The following is a 19,234-nucleotide window of genomic DNA, read 5'->3' as shown; positions in this document are numbered from 1 at the left end:
CGGGGGCCTGAAAAGCGGCCCGCCATGCGGGCCGCCCCACCGGGAGCAATTACAGCTGGGCTTCCCGCTTGATCAGCTCTTCGATCTTCATGCCGACAGCCTCGACGCCGCCATACACGGTGCCGATCTTCTTCTTGGCCATGTGTTCCTTGTTGGCCTCATACACCTTGGCCGGCAGTGCCACATACTTCACTTCCTTGACCAGCTTCGGGGCGTTCTTCATGTAGAACTCCACGAACTCCTTGACCTCAGGCTTGTCCAGGGACTTGGCATTGACGTAGATGAAGATGGGGCGGGACAGGGGAGCATAGGTGCCGTTCTCAACGGTTTCCGGGGAAGGCAGAACGCCACCCTTGCCGTTATCCACCGCCACAGCCTTCAGCTTTTTCTGGTTTTCGATGAAGTAGGCATAGCCGAAGTAGCCCAGACCGCCCTTGTCGCGGGAAACACCCTGGACCAGCACGTTGTCGTCTTCGGAAGCGGTGTAGTCGCCGCGGGAAGACTTGGCCTTGCCGACCACCGCTTCAGTGAAGTAATCGAAGGTACCGGAGTCGGCGCCAGGACCATAGAGCTTCAGGGGCACATCCGGATAGGCCGGATTCACCTGTTTCCAGTTGGTGATCTTGCCCTGGGCGGCAGGTTCCCAAATGGCCTTCAGCTCAGCCACGGTCATGTTCTTGATGAAGCTGTTCTGGGGATTGACGATGACGGTCAGGGCATCGTAAGCCACGGGCAGTTCGTAGTAGGTGATACCGGTTTCCTTGCAGGCGTCCATTTCCTTTTTCAGGATGGGGCGGGAAGCGTTGGAAATATCGGTTTCACCACGACAGAACTTCTTGAAACCACCGCCAGTACCGGAAATACCAACGGTCACCTTGATGGCGTTCTTCTTTTCTTTCTGGAAATCCTCGGCCACCGCTTCGGTGATGGGGTACACGGTGGAAGAACCATCCACCTTCACCAGAGCGGACTGGGCATGGGCGACGCTGGAGAGGGCCAGGCCAGCAAGACCCAGGGCGACGGTGAGTTTGGCGAATTTCATCGGGTTTTCTCCTTGGGAGGGGTTAAACGCACACAACATTGCATTGCAGCACCCGACGGAGTCTACCTACCCACTATTACACTTCCGTTACATGTCTGTAATAAACCACCCGCTGGCCCCAACCAGACAGCCCCCACCCCCAATCAGGCGCCCACTGCTGTCGCCACCGCCGCCGCCAGGCTTTCTGCCAGACGGGTAATGAGGGCCTCGTCCCGCCCTTCCACCATCACCCGCAACAGGGGCTCGGTGCCGGAAGCCCGCAGCAACACCCGACCAGTTTCCTGCAGCTCGGCCTCCACCGCCTGTTGGGCCTTGGCAATGGCCGGGCTGTCCCGCCAGGGGAAGCCCTTGGGCATGGGGACATTGATCAGCTTTTGCGGGTACAGGCGCAATCCACCAAGCAGCGCTTCCAGACTGCCGCCTTGTTGGCGCAGACCAGCCAGGACCTGCAGGGCGGCAACAATGCCGTCGCCGGTGGTATGGCGGTCAAGACAGAGGATGTGGCCGGAATTTTCCCCACCGTAGAGCCAGCCCCGGGCAACCAGCATTTCGAGCACGTAACGGTCCCCCACCGCAGCCCGGGCAAAGGGAATGCCGTCCTGCCGCAAGGCATCTTCCAGGGCCAGATTGGTCATCAGGGTACCGACAACGCCCGCCACCGGCCCCTGGAGCAGGCGGCTGCGAACGATGGCATAGAGCAGCTGGTCGCCATCGTAGATATTGCCCACCTGATCCACCATCACCAGCCGGTCGCCGTCACCATCGAGGGCAATGCCCAGGTCCGCCCTTTGAGCCAGCACGGCTTCCCGCAGGGCCTTGGGGGCGGTAGCGCCCACGGCGGCGTTGATGTTCAGTCCATCCGGCTGGCTGCCGATGGAGATCACCTCCGCCCCCAACTCATGAAAGACATGGGGAGCAATGTGATAGGCCGCACCATGGGCGCAATCCACCACGATTTTCAGGCCCCGCAAATCCAGGTCGTTGGGAAAGGTGCTTTTGCAGAACTCGATGTAACGACCCCGGGCATCTTCAATGCGCCGGGCCTTGCCGAGGCGATCCGAGGCAACACAGCCCATGGGCGCCTCCACGCCGGCCTCGATGGCCTGCTCCACCACATCGGGCAGCTTGGCCCCCTGGGCTGAGAAAAACTTGATGCCGTTATCGTAGTAGGGGTTGTGGGAGGCAGAAATGACAATACCGGCCTGAAGGCGCAGGGCCCGGGTCAGGTAGGCCACAGCCGGGGTCGGCATGGGGCCGACCAGGCAGACATCCACGCCGGCGGCGGAAAAGCCGGCCTCCAGGGCAGCTTCCAGCATGTAGCCGGAAATCCGCGTGTCCTTACCGATGAGTACCGCCGGGCGCTCCCCCGCCGGCAGGCCATGTTGTGCCACCAATACCTGGCCGGCGCTGTAGCCGAGACGCATGGCGAAATCTGGAGTGATGGGGCTCTCCCCTACCCTGCCACGCACACCGTCGGTACCGAAGTATTTTCTGCTCATGTTCTGTTCTCGCTAGTTCTCAGGCCCGAAGGGCTACATTGAGGAATCATTGGTTCCAGGGAGAAACCGCCTGCCAGACGGTCAGGGCATCCCGCATGGCAGCCACATCATGGACGCGCAGGATGCGGGCCCCCAGGCGGGCAGCCTGAAGATGGGCGGCAATGCTGGCCCCCAGGCGGGCCTCCACCGGCTGCCCGGTGAGGGCGCCCAGCATGGACTTGCGGGACATGCCGGCCAGCACCGGCAGGCCGTCCACAGTGGTTTCCGGCAGGCGGCGCAACAGCTCCAGGTTGTGATCCAGGTGCTTGCCAAAGCCAAAACCCGGATCGAGCACCAGGCGATCTGCCGCGATGCCCGCTGCCCGAGCGGCCGATACACGCTCGGCCAGGAAAGCCCGGACTTCCGCTACCACATCCCCATAAACCGGCTGCTGCTGCATGGTGCGGGGCTCCCCCTGCATATGCATGAGGCAGATGCCGCAGGATGAGGCTGCCACGGCCTCCAGGGCTCCCGGATGCTGCAGGGCGGCAATGTCGTTGATCATATCGGCCCCCGCGGCCAGTACCGCCACCATCACCTCGGGCTTGTAGGTATCGACGGAAAGCGGCACTCCGCAATCTTTGAGCCCATCCAGGACGGGCAGCAGGCGCGCCAGCTCCTGGGCTGCCGTGGCGGGTTCAGCTCCCGGCCGGGTGGATTCGGCCCCCAGGTCTAGGATATCGGCTCCCGCTGCAATTTGCGCCCGGGCATGGGCCAGGGCCCGATCCGCGTCGGTTGCCAGGCCGTCACCGGAAAAGGAGTCGGGCGTCAGGTTGACGATGCCCATGACCAGGGGACGGTCCAGGGCCAGGCGGTAGTTGCCGCAACGGAGGAAAGACATGGGGATCACACAAAGAAAAAGGCCGGAAGGATCATCCTTCCGGCCTCGTATTGTAACGCCTGGCGGCTTAGGCCGTAGCGGCGGCGCTCGGTGCAGCCCCGGGAGAGTTGTTGTCCGGGGACGACTTGGGCGGCGTCTGAGTGGCCTTGGGCGGGCGGGGAGTCTTGCCTTCCATGATGTCGTTGATCTGCTCGGCATCGATGGTTTCCCACTCCAGCAGGGCGGCGGTCATGGCTTCCACCTTGTCCCGATTGTCTTCCAACAGCTTGCGGGCCAGACCGTACTGCTGGTCGATGATGCGGCGGATTTCCTTGTCCACCAGCTGCATGGTGGCTTCGGACATGTTCTTGTGGGTGGTCACAGAACGACCCAGGAACACTTCACCCTCGTTCTCGCCGTAGACCATGGGACCCAGGGCATCGGTCATGCCATAGCGAGTGACCATGTCCCGAGCCATCTGGGTGGCCCGCTCGAAGTCGTTGGAAGCGCCGGTGGTCATCTGGTTCATGAACACCTCTTCCGCGATACGGCCGCCAAAGAGAATGGCGATGCGATTCATCAGGTATTCTCGGTCGTAGGCGTAGCGGTCTTCTTCCGGCAGCTGCATGGTCACACCCAGGGCACGGCCGCGGGGAATGATGGTGACCTTGTGCACCGGATCAGCCTTGGGCAGCAGCTTGGCCACTACCGCATGACCGGACTCGTGATAGGCCGTGTTGCGTTTTTCGTCCTCGCTCATGACCATGCTGCGGCGCTCGGCACCCATCATGATCTTGTCCTTGGCCTTTTCGAAGTCGTCCATGTCCACCAGACGCTTGTTGGACCGGGCAGCGAACAGTGCCGCTTCATTGACCAGATTGGCCAGGTCAGCACCGGAAAAACCGGGAGTACCGCGGGCAATAATGTCAGCTCGCACGTCACCATCCACCGGCACCTTGCGCATGTGCACCTTGAGGATTTCCTCACGGCCGCGGATATCGGGTAGGGGCACCACCACCTGGCGGTCGAAACGGCCCGGGCGCAGCAGGGCGGGGTCCAGTACGTCGGGACGGTTGGTGGCAGCGATGACGATGATGCCGGTGTGGCCCTCGAAACCGTCCATTTCCACCAACAGCTGGTTCAGCGTCTGCTCCCGCTCGTCGTTACCACCGCCCAGGCCGGCGCCACGCTGGCGGCCAACGGCATCGATTTCGTCGATGAAAATGATGCAGGGCGCGTGTTTCTTGGCGTTTTCGAACATGTCGCGGACCCGGGCCGCACCCACGCCAACGAACATTTCCACGAAATCGGAACCGGAGATAGAGAAGAAGGGCACCTTGGCTTCACCGGCGATGGCCTTGGCCAGCAGGGTCTTGCCCGTCCCCGGGTTGCCCACCATCAGCACGCCCTTGGGAATGCGCCCACCCAGCTTCTGGAACTTGGAGGGATCCCGCAGGAAGTCCACCAGCTCGGAGACCTCTTCCTTGGCCTCATCGCAACCGGCCACATCGGCGAAAGTCACGGTGTTGTTGGAGTCATCCAGCATACGGGCCTTGGACTTGCCGAAGGAGAAAGCCCCGCCTTTACCGCCGCCCTGCATTTGGCGCATGAAGAAGACCCAGACGCCGATCAGCAGCAGCATGGGGAACCAGCTAACGAAAATGCTCATCAGCATGGAAGGCTCTTCTTCCGGCTTGGCTTCAATCTTGACACCGTACTTGAGCAGGTCGGACACCAGCCAGATATCGCCGGGCGAGTAAGAGGTCACACGCTTGCCCTCGGAGGTCGTGGCCTTGAGGGTGCGCCCCTCCATCACCACCTTGGAAATCCGACCGGATTTCACCTCCTCAATGAACTGGGAGTACTCCATGGACCCTTGGGCGACCTGACGGGTATTGAACTGGTTGAATACCGTCATCAGGACCAAGCCGATAACCAGCCAGATAGCCAGGTTTTTAAACATATTGTTCAAGTGTGCTCCTCTCGCCGTACGCAGACGGCTCTACCTCGAATGCCACGATTGCTGCGAATAGGCCATTCTAAACCGAAAACCCTGCATTTCAGCAGACTCGCCGGCAAAGAAGCCCCTTACTTCAGGCGGCGTCCGAGGAGATAAAGTTCCGGACTCCGATCCCGGGACGATTTGGGCTTGCGGGTGGCAACCACCTCGAACGTCTCCCGCATTGCCGCAAGGAATTCGTTGAAACCGCTCCCCTGAAAAACTTTGACCAGGAAGGCGCCATCCGGTTTCAAATGCTCCCGGGCAAACTCCAGGGCCAGTTCGCACAGATAGATGGAACGGGCCTGATCAGAAACATTCACTCCCGATATATTGGGGGCCATATCGGAAAGTACAAGCCCGACACGGCGACCATCCAGGCGGGCTTCAAACTCCCGTAGCACGGTTTCTTCTCGGAAATCCCCCTGCATGAAGTCGACGCCGGCAATGCCCTGCATCTCCAGAAGGTCGATGGCGAACACCTTGCCGCCCTCCCCGACCCGCTGCTTGGCAACCTGGGACCAGCCGCCAGGCGCGGCCCCCAGGTCCACCACTACCTCGCCGGGTTTGAGCAGCTTGTCCTTGTCGTCGATCTCCAACAGCTTGAAGGAGGCGCGGGAACGCCAGCCCTCGGCCTTGGCCATATGGACATAGTGGTCATTGACGTGTTCTTGCAGCCACGCCTTGCTGGTCTTGGAACGTGCCATCCAGTAGAATCCGCGTTTTGAATCAGGTGTTTCCTATGCTTTCCCTCAATGCCGAACAGCGCCGCGCCCTCAAGGCCCGGGCCCATTCCCTCAACCCCGTCGTCAGCATCAGCCAGAACGGCCTCTCTGAAGGGGTGATGAAGGAGATCGACGCCTCCCTGAAGAGCCATGAGCTGATCAAGGTCCGGGTGTACAACGACAACCGGGAGGAGCGGGAACAATTCCTCCAGGAAATCTGCCAGCAACTCAATGCTGCCCCGGTGCAGCATATCGGCAAACTGTTGGTTCTGTGGCGTCCGGAGCTGGACGAATCCGGCCAACCGGTTAACAAGGCTGCCGCCCCCTCCCGCCGCCGTAGCGAACCCCGCCGCACCAAGCGTAGCTTCCAGGCCTGAGGCCTCGCCCGCCACCGGAGGTCAGCCACTGGCTTGCCTCCGGAACCACTCCCGCTCCACTCCCCCGAAAAATAGCAGGGCCAGCCCGGCCAGACTTTGCAGCAGATAAGCTGCACTGGAAATGCCATGCCAACGGGCGAACTCCGCCCCCAAGGTCACCACATCGTCGCGCAATGGCGGCAGGTGGGCCTTGATCTCGGCAATCACCGGCTGGAACCAGAAAAGTTGGAAAGCCGCCAAAAGCCACATCAGGCCCAACAGCCATAGGCGCCATTGCCGCTGGCGGCCCGCCGGAAAATAGCGGCGCCCGTAGACCAATAACCCGGCGCCGACCATCAGCCCGATCCAGGCAATGAAGGCAAACAGCCGACCGGCAATCTCCCCGGCCTGCAAGCGGGGCAGGCTACCAAAGAGGATCGGAGCCACTAGGTAGCCAACCGCCCACAAGCCGCCAAGCCATATCACCAGGGCCGTGCGCGCCAGAGCATCAACAATGTGACCAGGCTGCCTCACAGGCACACCCCGGAATGATTCGGCCCCATCAACATTTCTCACCAATGGCGAAAAAGCGCGAAGGGGCCAAAAGAGTGGTCATTGCTCCGGGCATGACCGACAACGGTACGAAAGGCAGAGGCAGCAAGGAAAGGCGCCGCAATTCCCGGAGTTAGACGTAGCGCACATCCAGGATTTCGTATTCCCGCAGACCGCCAGGGGCCTGAACCTGGGCGATATCACCGGCGTACTTGCCGATAAGGGCCCGGGCCATGGGGGAACTGAAGGAAATCTTGCCTTCCTTGATGTCCGCCTCATCCTCACCAACGATCTGGTAAGTCACCTGATCACCGGAATCTTGGTCCTCGATATCCACGGTGGCACCAAAAACACAGCGCCCATCCGCATCCAGCGCCTGGGGATCAATGATTTGGGAATGCCCCAGCTTGCCTTCCACTTCCTGAATACGTCCTTCGATGAACCCCTGGCGCTCCTTGGCGGCATCGTACTCGGCATTTTCCGAGAGGTCGCCATGGGAGCGGGCTTCAGCGATGGCGGCGATGACGCTGGGCCGGTCCACCGTCTTCAGGCGGTGCAGTTCGGCGCGAAGTTTTTCAGCGCCTTTAACGGTCAGAGGAGTCTTGCTCATAGCGCGTGTCTATCAAAGCAAAACCGCCGGCGCCCCAAATAGGGCGTTCCCGGCGGCAGGGTTTAGGGTTGATCAGGAAATCTGGGCGTGCAGCGCCTGGATGGGATAGACCACCAGTTCGCCACCCTGGCGGATACCGGCGGCAGCAGCCTCGGCGCCCCAGATGGTGGTGTACATGGTCACCCGGGCAGCCAGTCCGGAAGTCCGGATGGAACGGGAATCGTTGATGGCCTGGCGCTTCTCGTCCACCGTGTTGATGATCAGGGAGATTTCGTTGTTCTTGATCATGTCCACAATGTGGGGACGGCCTTCGGTCACCTTGTTCACCGTAGTCACCGGAATGCCGGCAGCCTCGATGGCGGCGCCGGTACCCCGGGTCGCCAGGATAGCGAAACCGGCGGCGTGCAGGTCACGGGCCACATCCACGGCCTTGGTCTTGTCCGAATCCTTGACGGAGAGGAAGACCTTACCGCCGGTGGGCAGCTTGACGCCGGCCGCCAGCTGGCTCTTGACGAAGGCTTCGGCGAAGGTGGTGCCGACACCCATGACTTCGCCGGTGGACTTCATTTCCGGTCCCAGGATGGTATCGACGCCGGGGAACTTGACGAAGGGGAAAACCGCTTCCTTGACGGAGAAGTAAGGCGGAATCACTTCCTTGGTAATGCCCTGGCTCTTCAGGCTCTGACCGGCCATGCAGCGGGCGGCGATCTTGGCCAGTTGCAGGCCCGTGGCCTTGGAGACGAAGGGCACGGTACGGGAAGCACGGGGATTCACTTCCAGTACATACACGGTGTCGTTCTGGATGGCGAACTGCACGTTCATCAGGCCGCAGACGTTGAGGGCCTTGGCCATCAGCTTGGTCTGGCGACGCAGTTCGTCGGTCACTTCCTTGGTCAGGGAGTAAGGCGGCAGGGAACAGGCTGAGTCGCCAGAGTGCACGCCGGCCTGTTCGATGTGTTCCATGACGCCGCCGATGATGACCTCGTCACCATCGGAGAGGGCATCCACGTCCACTTCGCAGGCGTCATTCAGGAAACGGTCCAGCAGCACCGGAGAGTCGTTGGAGACCTTCACCGCCTCGCGCATGTAGCGCTCCAGGTCGGCCTGCTGATGCACGATTTCCATGGCCCGGCCGCCCAGCACGTAGGAGGGGCGGACCACCAGGGGATAACCGATTTCCTGGGCCAGGGCCAGGGCATCGGCTTCGTTGCGGGCAGTGCGGTTGGGCGGCTGCTTCAGGCCCAGCTCGTGCAGCAGCTTCTGGAAGCGCTCCCGGTCTTCGGCCGCATCGATCATGTCGGGGCTGGTGCCGATGATGGGCACGCCGTTGGCTTCCAGGTCCCGCGCCAGCTTCAGCGGGGTCTGGCCGCCGTACTGGACGATGACGCCGACGGGCTTCTCGACATTAACCACTTCCAGCACGTCTTCCAGAGTCAGGGGCTCAAAGTACAGACGGTCGGAGGTGTCGTAGTCGGTGGACACGGTCTCCGGGTTGCAGTTGACCATGATGGTCTCGTAGCCGTCTTCGCGCATGGCCATGGCGGCATGCACGCAGCAGTAGTCGAACTCGATGCCTTGGCCGATGCGGTTCGGACCGCCGCCCAGGACCATGATCTTCTTCTTGTCGCTGGGCTGGGCCTCGCACTCTTCCTCGTAGGTGGAGTACATGTAGGCCGTATTGGTGGCGAATTCGGCAGCACAGGTATCAACGCGCTTGAACACCGGACGCACATTGAGGGCGTGGCGACGCTCCCGCACGGCGGTCTGGGTGGTGGCCAGCAGCTTGGCCAGACGCTTGTCGGAGAAACCGCACTTCTTCAGCACCAGCAGCTCTTCCCGGGACAGGGAATCGACGCTGCGGCCGGCCAGGGACTTGGCCTTCAGGTGCAGGTCCTCGATCTGGGCCAGGAACCAGGGGTCGATGTGGGTCAGGCGGTGGATCTCGTCCAGGGTCATGCCGATGCGGAAGGCATCGCCCACGTACCAGATGCGCTCGGGGCCGGGTTCGGCCAATTCGGTCTCGATCACTTCCCGGTCGGTGGTCTTCTCGTCGAAGCCGTCCACACCCACTTCCAGGCCGCGCAGGGCCTTCTGCAGGGATTCCTGCAGGGTGCGGCCGATAGCCATGACCTCACCCACGGACTTCATCTGGGTAGTCAGGTGGAAGTCGGCGGTGGGGAACTTCTCGAAGGCGAAACGGGGCACCTTGGTGACCACGTAGTCGATGGAAGGCTCGAAGGAGGCCGGGGTCTTGCCGCCGGTGATCTCGTTGGCCAACTCGTCCAGGGTGTAGCCGACAGCCAGCTTGGCCGCCACCTTGGCGATGGGGAAGCCGGTGGCCTTGGAGGCCAGGGCGGAGGAACGGGACACCCGGGGGTTCATCTCGATGACGATCATGCGACCGTCCTTCGGGCTGATGGCGAACTGCACGTTGGAGCCGCCCGTATCAACGCCGATCTCGCGCAGCACCGCGATGGAGGCGTTGCGCATGATCTGGTATTCCTTGTCCGTCAGGGTCTGGGCCGGGGCCACGGTGATGGAGTCACCAGTATGCACGCCCATGGGGTCCAGGTTCTCGATGGAACAGATGATGATGCAGTTGTCCTTGCTGTCGCGGACCACTTCCATCTCATACTCTTTCCAGCCGATGAGGGACTCTTCGATGAGCAGTTCCTTGGTCGGCGAGGCTTCCAGGCCCCGTTCGCAGATGGTGACGAACTCTTCCTTGTTGTAGGCGATGCCGCCGCCGGAGCCACCCAGGGTGAAGGAGGGACGGATGATGGCCGGGAAGCCGATCATGGCCTGCACCTGCAGGGCCTCTTCCATGGAGTGGGCCACGGAGGAACGGGCGGAGCCCAGACCGATCTTGGTCATGGCCGCCTTGAACTTTTCCCGGTCCTCGGCCTTGTCGATGGCTTCTTCGGATGCGCCGATCAGCTCCACGCCGTACTTCTCCAGCACGCCGTGGTGGGCCAGGTCGAGGGCGCAGTTCAGCGCGGTCTGGCCGCCCATGGTGGGCAGCAGGGCGTCGGGACGCTCCTTCTCGATAATCTTTTCCACCACCTTCCAGGAGATGGGCTCGATGTAGGTCACATCGGCCGTTTCCGGGTCGGTCATGATGGTGGCGGGGTTGGAGTTAACCAGGATGACCCGGTAACCCTCGGCCTTCAGGGCCTTGCAGGCCTGAGCTCCGGAGTAATCGAATTCGCAGGCCTGACCGATGATGATCGGGCCGGCGCCGATGATGAGAATGCTCTTAATGTCTGTGCGCTTGGGCATGAGTTACTTTCCCTCGGCCTTTTTGTCTTGCATCAGCTTGATGAAACGGTCGAACAGATAGGCCACGTCGTGGGGGCCCGGGCTCGCCTCGGGGTGGCCCTGGAAGGAGAAGGCCGGCACGTCGGTGCGGGCGATGCCTTGCAGGGAACCGTCGAACAGGGACACGTGGGTCGCCCGCACATTGGCCGGCAGGGTGTCCGCATCCACGGCGAAGCCGTGGTTCTGGCTGGTGATCAGCACCTGATTGGTGTCCAGATCCTTGACCGGATGGTTGGCACCGTGGTGGCCGAACTTCATCTTCAGGGTCTTGGCGCCGGAAGCCAGGGCCAGCAGCTGGTGACCCAGGCAGATGCCGTAGGTGGGCACGCCGGCCGCCAGGATTTCACGGATGGCAGTGATAGCGTAGTCGCAGGGCTCGGGGTCGCCGGGGCCGTTGGAGAGGAAGACGCCATCCGGCTTGTACTTCAGCACCTCGGCCGCCGGGGTCTGGGCCGGCACCACGGTGACATCGCAGCCGCGGGCCGCCAGCATACGCAGGATGTTGGTCTTGACGCCGTAGTCGTAGGCCACCACTTTGAACTTGGCGGCGGGGGCGGCTTCGTAGCCCTTCAGGGTCCATTCGCCTTCGCTGAAGGCGTAGGGGGAATCGACGCTCACCACCTTGGCCAGGTCCATGCCGGCCAGGCCGGGGAAAGCCTTGGCTTCGGCCAGGGCCTTGGCCTCATCCACCGCACCGGCGATGATACAGCCAGCCTGAGCGCCCTTTTCCCGCAGGATGCGGGTGAGCTTGCGGGTGTCGATGCCGGCGATGGCAACGATGCCGTACTTCTTAAGGTAATCGGGCAGGGTGTCCTGCAGACGCCAGTTGGAGGCGCGGATCGGCAGGTCGCGAATGACCAAGCCGGCGGCGAAGTTGGCGCGGGACTCGAAGTCCTCGGCGTTGCAGCCGGTGTTACCGATGTGGGGATAGGTGAGGGTGACAATCTGACGGCAGTAGGACGGGTCGGTCAGGATTTCCTGATAACCGGTCATGGCCGTGTTGAACACCACTTCACCGCTAGTCACACCCTCGGCACCGATGGCGTAACCGCGGAACACGGTGCCGTCGGCCAGGGCGAGCAGGGCGGGCGAAAAGGCAGGAAGCAGGGACACAAAAGACTCCGGGCGGCGAATTCGTGACACTCTCGGTGCGCTCTATGCACCCGTTAGACGAGCCCGATAACACAACAGGCCGATTTCACGAGGTACATACGCAAAGCGGGATGGACTGGCGCCCTCCCGCTTTCACGAATTGATTTTTTAACCGCCCGATTATAGCCGATAGCCCCCTTTTGGGGCAATCGTAGCGCGACGCTTTATCTCCCCGAGTGGGGTCAACTGCGCCGCTTACCGCCTTAACGCAGGCCCAGCACGTCCTGCATGTCGAACAGGCCATTTTTCTTGCCTGCCAGGAAGCGAGCTGCCCGCAGGCTACCCAAGGCGTAGGGCATGCGACTGCCCGCCTTGTGGGCAATTTCCACCCTTTCGCCAGTGCCACAGAACATCACATTGTGATCGCCAACGATGTCACCACCACGCACGGTAGCAAAGCCGATCGTGGATGGATCCCGCTCACCGGTAACACCTTCGCGCCCATAGATGGCACATTCCTTCAGGTCGCGGCCAAGAGCATTGGCCACCACTTCCCCCATGCGCAGGGCCGTACCGGAGGGCGCATCGATCTTGTGCTTGTGGTGGGCCTCGACGATTTCGATGTCGTAGCCCTGGTTGAGAATGCGGGCCGCCACGTCCAGCAGCTTAAAGACCAGATTGACGCCCACCGCCATATTGGGCGCAAAGACCACAGGAATATCCTGGGCAGCTTCGCGGATGGCGGCCTTGCCGGCCTCGTCAAAACCAGTGGTGCCGATGATCAGCGCCACGCCCAGCTTGCGGCAGAGGGCCAGGTGTTCCAGGGTACCTTCGGGGCGAGTGAAGTCGATAAGGCAATCTGCCTGCTTCAGGGCCGCTTCGGCGCTGTCCAGCACCACCACTTCGGAAGGCAGCCCCACCAGATCGCCGGCGCTCTTGCCGACAACGGGACTGCCGGGACGATCAAAAGCCGCCCCCAACACCACTTCGCCATCCTTCAGGGTGGCTTCGATCAACATCCGGCCCATGCGGCCAGATGCCCCGGCCACGGCGATACGCAACTTGCTCATGAATTACAGCCCAACCTTATCCAGCATTCGTCCAAAAAAACCCCGCTCGCTCTCACTCTCGGGCGGCGGTGCCTGCACACTTCCGTCCTGGGGAATGGCCCCCAGGTCAATCACCTGTTGCCGGGTTGGTGCCACGGCATCCGCGCCAGCCTCACCGGCCTGGGCCGCCACCACGTCACCGCCTACCCGGGCAAGCTTGCCGTCAGTGAAGAAGACGGAAAACTTGCGGGTTTCCACCTCCCCGGTCTTGCCTTTTTCCAGACGATAAACGTAGTCCCAGCGCTCACCATGGAAGATATCCATCAGCATCGGTGTTCCCAGGATATAACGCACCTGGTCCTTGCTCAGACCCGGGCGCAACTGGGCGACAGCATCCTGACTCAGGACATTGCCCTGCTGCACATCAATCTTGTATTCGGTAACAAGGCGGGGTACGGAACAGCCAGCCAGAGCAGCCGTCAGAACGAGAGCTGCCAGGGGAGTCCGGGAACCACGGGGGAAAATTGCATCTAAGGCAAGGCTAGAAAGGCGATTCATGCAGCAAAACGCTGGGATTCCAGCGGTGTCCAAGCAAAGTGAATCGGTATATCATAGCCCAAAAAACCATACCAACCTATCCGTTAGGGTGCGACATGAGCAATTCCCAGAGCCTGAAGAGCATCGGTCTCAAGGCTACCTTCCCCCGACTGAAGATTCTCGACCTGTTTGAAAAAAGCGAAGTCCGCCACCTTTCTGCGGAAGACGTCTATAAATTGCTGTTGGCCGAAGGCATGGACATCGGCCTGGCCACGGTTTACCGGGTGCTGACCCAGTTTGAACAGGCCGGCATCCTGGAACGCCACTATTTTGAATCCGGCCGTGCCGTTTTCGAAATGAACGAAGGCAAGCACCACGACCACCTGGTGTGTATCAACTGTGGCCGGGTGGAAGAGTTCTATGACCCGGAAATCGAGCGCCGGCAAAACAAGATCGCCAAGGAAAGAGGCTTTGCCATTCAGGAACACGCCCTCTATCTCTACGCCGAGTGCCTGAAGGAAAACTGCCCTCACCGACAAGGCGAAGGCGAAAAGCGCCCCCTTCCGCCTCACCACCTCTGATCGACCGCCGGCTAAGTACGTTAGCCGACTCCTTCTCCAACACTTCTTCCCAGACGCCGGGGCCCTCCCCGGCTTTTGCTTTTCATGGACGCCTTCCTCACCTCCACCCTCCTCGTCGCCCTAGCCGAAATCGGCGACAAGACTCAACTTCTATCCTTCGTCCTGGCCGCCCGGCTGCGCCGCCCCTGGGCCATCGTCGCCGGCATCTTTGTCGCCACCCTGGCCAATCATGCCCTGGCCGGCTCCCTGGGCGCGTGGATCGCCTCCCTGCTGAGCCCGGACGTCCTGCGCTGGTCCGTTGGCATTCTCTTCATCGCTTTCGGCCTGTGGACCTTGAAACCCGACACCCTGGACGATGACGACACCCCGACCTCCCACGGCGGCGCCTTCGTCACCACCCTGGTGGCCTTTTTCATTGCCGAGATGGGCGACAAGACCCAATTTGCCACCGTGGCCCTGGCAGCCCGCTTTGACGCCCTGGCCGCTGTTGTTACCGGCACTACCGTCGGCATGTTGCTGGCCAACGTACCGGCAGTGCTGATCGGCGAAAAGCTGGCGAAAAAGCTGCCGCTGGACTGGATCCGCCGGCTGGCGGCGCTGGTATTCATTCTGACAGGCGGAGCCACCCTGCTGACAGCAGGCGCTTGACGCCCCCGGGGCAGGGGTATAACTTTTGTTCTATCCTATTCGGCCAATTCAAGTCCATTCCGATGGCGCGCCTTTTCCGTTCCCTTCCCCGCCACCTGCTATGGCTGCTTGCCTTGAGCAGCACGCCCTACGCCTGGAGCGAAGGGGGGACGTTGCGGGTCGGCCTGATGCATACCGAGCCCTGGGCCTTCTATTCCCAGGACGGCAGAGAAGGTAGCGGTGACCAGAAAAGCCAGCTGACAGGCATTTTCGTGGACATGAACCGGGAAATCGCCCGGGAAACCCACCTCAATCTGGAAACCAGCACCCTGCCCTACGGCCGCATCAACAAGGAACTGCAGTCGGGGGAAACGGATCTCACCTACCTCATCCGCTCCGGCGACCGCGATGCATATGTGGATTACGCCGGCCTGCTGTTCAGCTTCCACTCCATCGTTCTCGCCCGGCCCGGCCCCCCCCTGCGCAGCTATGAGGATTTGCGGGGCCTGCGCATCGGCATTCTCAAAGACATCCGCCTGAATCCCCGTTTCGACGGGGATGGTGAGTTGCACAAGGTGGAAGTCCGGGACTACGAGACCCTGGTCCACATGTTCCTCGGTGGCCGCCTCGATGCCGTGGCGGGCAACAGCGTTTCCCTGCCCTATCTGCTACAGAAACGGGGCTTCGCCGTGCAATCCTTGCCCAAGCTGACCCTTCAGAAAACCGAGGTCTGGGCCCAGATGTCCCGGCGCTCCAGCCAATCGGCCATGCTGCCCCGCCTGCGGGCCGCCATCGACAAGCTGCGCAGCGACGGCCTGTTCGAGGCCGTGCTGCAACGCTACCATCCCGCTCGCCCCGAAGAGAGCACTCAGGCGAAGAGGTCGATCCGGGAAGTCTCCTCGACCGGGCCGGTGCCGGGCGCCGCCTCGCCCATGGCCGAACGGTAAGCTTCTGCCACGCCAGCGGCTGCCTCGCCGCCTGCCCCGGACCCGGTGGCAACTGAAGCACTATCCCGATTTTCCTGCTGCTGCATCTCCGCCCGGGCATTGGCCTCCAGGCGGGCGGCCCCTGCAGCCACACGGCGGTCCTGGGGCGATGGATCGGCGGGGGCCAGCGCTGCTGCCCGGATCTGCCGCGCCTTGGCGAGGCTTTCTTCCGGTGTCCGCCCCGGAGAAGTGTCGATGGAAACCTCGCCCCCCACCGCATACATGCGACCATCAGGCCCTTTCTGGTAGGAAAAGCTGGCCCCGCCCTGAACCAGGCTGCCGCCCGCGGCAATATGCGCCTGCTCGTGGGCCCGCACCAGACGGTCGGTCTCCTTCAGTTTATCCAGCTGCCGCTGGGCGTCCTGGCTCAGGGATTGTTCCGACGTACCGCCGCCCGGCGGGCGCTTCGCGGCACCAGCGGCCAAGGAATCCGATGCGGGAGTGGCGGATGACGGGGAAGTACCGGGAGCTGAAGAAGCGGTAGCAAAGGGATTCTTGCCCAAGGCCTGGTAGCCGCCATTCCACTCACTGGCGGCCCCTATGGCGGTGCGGGTGAAGGCACTGCCGGCCGGCTCCGTTACTCGGACGGGAGACACACCCAGCCCCTCCGCCGCCCCGGCAGGCTTGACACCCGTCGGGGAAAGCAGCCCCTGAGACAGATAAGGCGAGGAGGAAAGCGGGGAAATCACGGCAGACGGCCCGGTACGAGGAAGCTAGGACACTTCCACCTTAGACGAGGCGACCCCACCGGGCAAACCGCTAGCGTTGCGCCAGCAGTTCCCGGGCATGTTGGCGGGTGGTGGCGGTGATTTCCACGCCTCCCAGCATCCGCGCCACTTCTTCCACCCGGCCGTCGTTGTCCAGCATGGTGACCCGGCTCTTGATGATCTCGCCCTCACGGAACTTGGCTACCTGCCACTGCCAGTCGGCACGGGCTGCCACCTGGGGCAGGTGGGTGACGCACAGCACCTGGCGCTCTCGGCCCAGGCGGTGCAGCAGGCGGCCCACCACTTCGGCCACACCACCGCCGATACCCACATCCACTTCGTCGAAAATCAGGGTCGGCACACTGGCCTGCCGACTTGTCACCACCTGGATGGCCAGGCTGATACGGGAAAGTTCGCCACCGGAAGCCACCTTGGCCAGGGACCGGGCTTCGCTGCCGGCCAGGCCGGCAATGCGGAATTCGACAGTTTCCAGGCCATGAGCATTGCCGCCATCCACGGGCACCAGGGCGATTTCGAAACGCCCGCCGCCCAAGGCCAGCTCCTGCATGCTCTGGCTGACTTCGTCCGACAGTGCCTTGGCCGCCTTGGCCCGGGCCTTGGAAAGCTTACCCGCCAGCTTGTCATACTGCTGACGTGCCGCCTCCACGCGTTGTTCCAGCTTTACCAGATCGGCTGCCTCGCCCAGTTCGGCCAGACGGGCGATCCAGGTCTGCAACAGCACCGGCAATTCCTCCGGCGAAACACGGAACTTGCGGGCACAGCCCACCACGGCTTCCAGCCGCCGCTCCACTTCGCTCAACCGGGCCGGGTCCAGATCAACCCGGTCGGCGTAGCGACGCAGGGCGCTGACCGCCTCTGCCAGTTCGGCCTGGGCCGACTGCACCAGCTGGGCCACCTCCCCCAGGGCCGGGTCAAATTCGGCCAGACCATCCAGACGGGAGGCAACGGTACGCACCTGCTCTTCGCAGGCACCCTCCCCTTCGGCCAGCAAGCCCAGGGAAAACTGGGCCCCGTCCAGCAGGGAGGCTGCATGGGCCAGGCGTTTGTGTTCCTGGTTAAGCCCCTCCCACTCGTCGGCGGCAAAGGCCAGGGTATCGAGTTCCCGTACCTGCCATTCCAGCTGTTCCCGTTCCCGGGCCAGGGCCTCGCCACCGGCAGCGGCGCGCTCCAGGGACTCCCGGGCCTCGCGCCAAGCACGCCAAGCTTCTGCCACCTGACGCACCAGTTCGAGGTGGCCAGCGTGGGCATCCACCAACTGTCGCTGGGCCTCGCCGCGCAGCAAGGATTGATGGGCATGCTGGCCGTGGATATCCACCAGCCATTCCGCCGCCTGGCGCAACTGCTGCAGGGTGGCGGAGGAGCCGTTGATGTAGGCGCGGGAACGGCCACCGGCATCGAGCAGGCGGCGCAGCAGCAAATCATCTTCGGCGGCAAAGTCGTTGTCGGCCAGCCAAGCCTTCAGCTCCGGCAGAGCGGCAATGTCGAATTCGGCCCCCACTTCGGCCTTCTCGGCACCGGCCCGCAACAGGCCCGCATCAGCCCGCTCGCCCAGCACGAAGGCCAGGGCATCAACGAGAATGGATTTGCCGGCGCCGGTTTCCCCGGTCAGGGTGCCGAAGCCGGGACGAAAATCCAGCTCCAGCCGGTCCACCAGCACGAAATCACGGATGTTGAGGCGTTGCAGCATGGCTTAGGTTCCCCGGGGGCGCGCGCTCCAATGGAGCTTCTGGCGCAGCATGGCGAAGTAGCTGTAGCCCGGCGGATGCAGGAAACAGACGTTGTAGTCGGAGCGGCGCATGCGCACGCAGTCATTGGGCCGGATATCGAAGGCCACCTGGCCGTCGAAGTGAACCCGGGCGTCCGCCGACTGGATGACCCGCAACTCGATGTCACAGCGATCGGACACGGTGATCGGCCGATTGGTCAGGGCGTGGGGACACAGGGGGACCAGGGCGATGCCGCCCAGGGTCGGATGCAGGATCGGGCCGTTGGCCGACAGGGCGTAAGCCGTAGAGCCGGTGGGCGTGGAAATGATGAGGCCGTCGGCCCGCAGGTTGTAGATGAATTCACCGTCGATGAAGAGTTCGAATTCGATCATGCGGCCGATAGCGCCCTTGTCCATCACCACGTCGTTGAGGGCCTGGTTGGCACAGACTTCCTTGCCGTCCCGGATCACTTCGGCATCCAGGATCAGTCGCTCCTCGGGCTGGAAACGGCCATCCAGCAAATCTTCCATGCAGGAGAGCATATCGCTGCGGGCAATGTCGGTCATGAAGCCCAGACGCCCTTGGTTCACTCCCACCAGGGGCACCTTGTAGCGGGCCAGATGGCGGGCTGCGTTGAGCATGGTGCCGTCACCGCCGATAACGATGGCCAGATCGGCATGGGCGCCGATGGACTGGAAATCCCCGGTCATCCATCGGTTCTCACCAATATTCCTGGCCGTCTCGGCCTCCACCAGCACCGCCACGCCCCGCTCTCCCAGGTACTGGGCCAGGGAACGCAGGGATTCGGCAATTTCCAGGCTGTGATATTTGCCGATCAGGGCAATGGTGCGGGGCGGGGGCATGGGCAAAAGGAAGAGTGGGCGCTAGCGGCATTCATGGGCCGCATTAAACCACAAAATCCCGCGCCGACGCCCGGGGGCCGGGGCTCGGGAAGGAGCCGTGCCAGA

18 protein-coding genes are annotated in these 19,234 nt (G+C 62.5%); 4 read left to right on the top strand and 14 right to left on the bottom strand.

The genetic code is table 11. From position 1 onward, the window contains the following. Window positions 1-49: 49 nt before the first annotated feature. From AZSI13_RS02680 to rlmE, 5 genes are all read right to left on the bottom strand, one after another. Window positions 50-1,042 (bottom strand): PstS family phosphate ABC transporter substrate-binding protein, encoded by a 993-nt coding sequence (locus tag AZSI13_RS02680; RefSeq protein ID WP_109039656.1) that lies wholly within the window; start codon window positions 1,040-1,042, stop codon window positions 50-52. A gap of 143 nt (window positions 1,043-1,185) precedes the next feature. Next, window positions 1,186-2,541 (bottom strand): phosphoglucosamine mutase, encoded by a 1,356-nt coding sequence (gene glmM, locus AZSI13_RS02675; protein ID WP_109039655.1) that lies wholly within the window; start codon window positions 2,539-2,541, stop codon window positions 1,186-1,188. A 46-nt stretch (window positions 2,542-2,587) separates the two neighbouring features. Further along, window positions 2,588-3,421 carry a dihydropteroate synthase gene (gene folP / locus AZSI13_RS02670; RefSeq protein ID WP_109039654.1) on the bottom strand — a complete coding sequence of 278 codons (834 nt, stop codon included), beginning with the start codon at window positions 3,419-3,421 and terminating at the stop codon, window positions 2,588-2,590. A 67-nt stretch (window positions 3,422-3,488) separates the two neighbouring features. Next, complete coding sequence (gene ftsH, locus AZSI13_RS02665; protein WP_109039653.1) at window positions 3,489-5,372, bottom strand: ATP-dependent zinc metalloprotease FtsH; 1,884 nt, start codon at window positions 5,370-5,372, stop codon at window positions 3,489-3,491. Window positions 5,373-5,488: 116 nt separating this feature from the next. Then, window positions 5,489-6,106, bottom strand: a complete 618-nt coding sequence (gene rlmE / locus AZSI13_RS02660) for a 23S rRNA (uridine(2552)-2'-O)-methyltransferase RlmE (RefSeq protein ID WP_109039652.1) — start codon at window positions 6,104-6,106, stop codon at window positions 5,489-5,491. Window positions 6,107-6,141: 35 nt separating this feature from the next. Here rlmE and yhbY point away from each other — a divergent pair, with 35 nt between their 5' ends. Then, window positions 6,142-6,501, top strand: a complete 360-nt coding sequence (gene yhbY, locus AZSI13_RS02655) for a ribosome assembly RNA-binding protein YhbY (RefSeq protein ID WP_109039651.1) — start codon at window positions 6,142-6,144, stop codon at window positions 6,499-6,501. Window positions 6,502-6,522: 21 nt separating this feature from the next. Here the strand turns inward: yhbY and AZSI13_RS02650 are convergent, their stop codons facing one another. From AZSI13_RS02650 to AZSI13_RS02625, 6 genes are all read right to left on the bottom strand, one after another. Further along, window positions 6,523-6,966: a DUF4149 domain-containing protein gene (locus tag AZSI13_RS02650; RefSeq protein WP_268807503.1), complete on the bottom strand. Its 444-nt coding sequence runs from the start codon at window positions 6,964-6,966 to the stop codon at window positions 6,523-6,525. A gap of 199 nt (window positions 6,967-7,165) precedes the next feature. Beyond that, on the bottom strand, window positions 7,166-7,642 hold the full coding sequence (gene greA / locus AZSI13_RS02645; RefSeq protein WP_109039649.1) for a transcription elongation factor GreA: 477 nt from the start codon (window positions 7,640-7,642) through the stop codon (window positions 7,166-7,168). 72 nt (window positions 7,643-7,714) lie between these two features. After that, window positions 7,715-10,921, bottom strand: a complete 3,207-nt coding sequence (carB, locus tag AZSI13_RS02640; protein ID WP_109039648.1) for a carbamoyl-phosphate synthase large subunit — start codon at window positions 10,919-10,921, stop codon at window positions 7,715-7,717. Window positions 10,922-10,924: 3 nt separating this feature from the next. Beyond that, window positions 10,925-12,073: a glutamine-hydrolyzing carbamoyl-phosphate synthase small subunit gene (carA, locus tag AZSI13_RS02635; RefSeq protein WP_201262285.1), complete on the bottom strand. Its 1,149-nt coding sequence runs from the start codon at window positions 12,071-12,073 to the stop codon at window positions 10,925-10,927. Window positions 12,074-12,315: 242 nt separating this feature from the next. Next, window positions 12,316-13,122 (bottom strand): 4-hydroxy-tetrahydrodipicolinate reductase, encoded by an 807-nt coding sequence (dapB, locus tag AZSI13_RS02630; RefSeq protein WP_109039647.1) that lies wholly within the window; start codon window positions 13,120-13,122, stop codon window positions 12,316-12,318. Window positions 13,123-13,125: 3 nt separating this feature from the next. Next, window positions 13,126-13,659 carry an outer membrane protein assembly factor BamE gene (locus AZSI13_RS02625; RefSeq protein ID WP_109039646.1) on the bottom strand — a complete coding sequence of 178 codons (534 nt, stop codon included), beginning with the start codon at window positions 13,657-13,659 and terminating at the stop codon, window positions 13,126-13,128. Between the two features lie 95 nt (window positions 13,660-13,754). On the opposite strand from AZSI13_RS02625, the gene fur reads away from it, so the two are divergent. From fur to AZSI13_RS02610, 3 genes are all read left to right on the top strand, one after another. After that, window positions 13,755-14,219 carry a ferric iron uptake transcriptional regulator gene (gene fur / locus AZSI13_RS02620; protein ID WP_109039645.1) on the top strand — a complete coding sequence of 155 codons (465 nt, stop codon included), beginning with the start codon at window positions 13,755-13,757 and terminating at the stop codon, window positions 14,217-14,219. Between the two features lie 84 nt (window positions 14,220-14,303). Beyond that, window positions 14,304-14,867, top strand: coding sequence for a TMEM165/GDT1 family protein (locus tag AZSI13_RS02615; RefSeq protein WP_109039644.1), 564 nt, complete (start codon window positions 14,304-14,306; stop codon window positions 14,865-14,867). A gap of 62 nt (window positions 14,868-14,929) precedes the next feature. After that, window positions 14,930-15,793 (top strand): ABC transporter substrate-binding protein, encoded by an 864-nt coding sequence (locus AZSI13_RS02610; RefSeq protein ID WP_109039643.1) that lies wholly within the window; start codon window positions 14,930-14,932, stop codon window positions 15,791-15,793. Here AZSI13_RS02610 and AZSI13_RS02605 read toward each other — a convergent pair. From AZSI13_RS02605 to AZSI13_RS02595, 3 genes are all read right to left on the bottom strand, one after another. Then, the gene (locus AZSI13_RS02605) at window positions 15,715-16,428 is read right to left on the bottom strand and encodes a putative metalloprotease CJM1_0395 family protein (RefSeq protein ID WP_235609622.1); all 714 of its coding nucleotides are present in this window, start codon (window positions 16,426-16,428) and stop codon (window positions 15,715-15,717) included. The genes AZSI13_RS02610 and AZSI13_RS02605 overlap by 79 nt on opposite strands. 163 nt (window positions 16,429-16,591) lie before the next feature. Next, window positions 16,592-18,247, bottom strand: a complete 1,656-nt coding sequence (recN, locus tag AZSI13_RS02600; protein WP_109039641.1) for a DNA repair protein RecN — start codon at window positions 18,245-18,247, stop codon at window positions 16,592-16,594. 3 nt (window positions 18,248-18,250) lie between these two features. Continuing rightward, window positions 18,251-19,129: an NAD kinase gene (locus AZSI13_RS02595; protein WP_109039640.1), complete on the bottom strand. Its 879-nt coding sequence runs from the start codon at window positions 19,127-19,129 to the stop codon at window positions 18,251-18,253. Window positions 19,130-19,234: the final 105 nt, after the last annotated feature.

Origin of the sequence: Azospira sp. I13, assembly GCF_003112695.1 — a bacterium.
GTDB lineage: Bacteria > Pseudomonadota > Gammaproteobacteria > Burkholderiales > Rhodocyclaceae > Azospira.
Note: the sequence above shows the minus strand (reverse complement) of the source record. Positions and strands in the feature narration are given on the sequence as shown.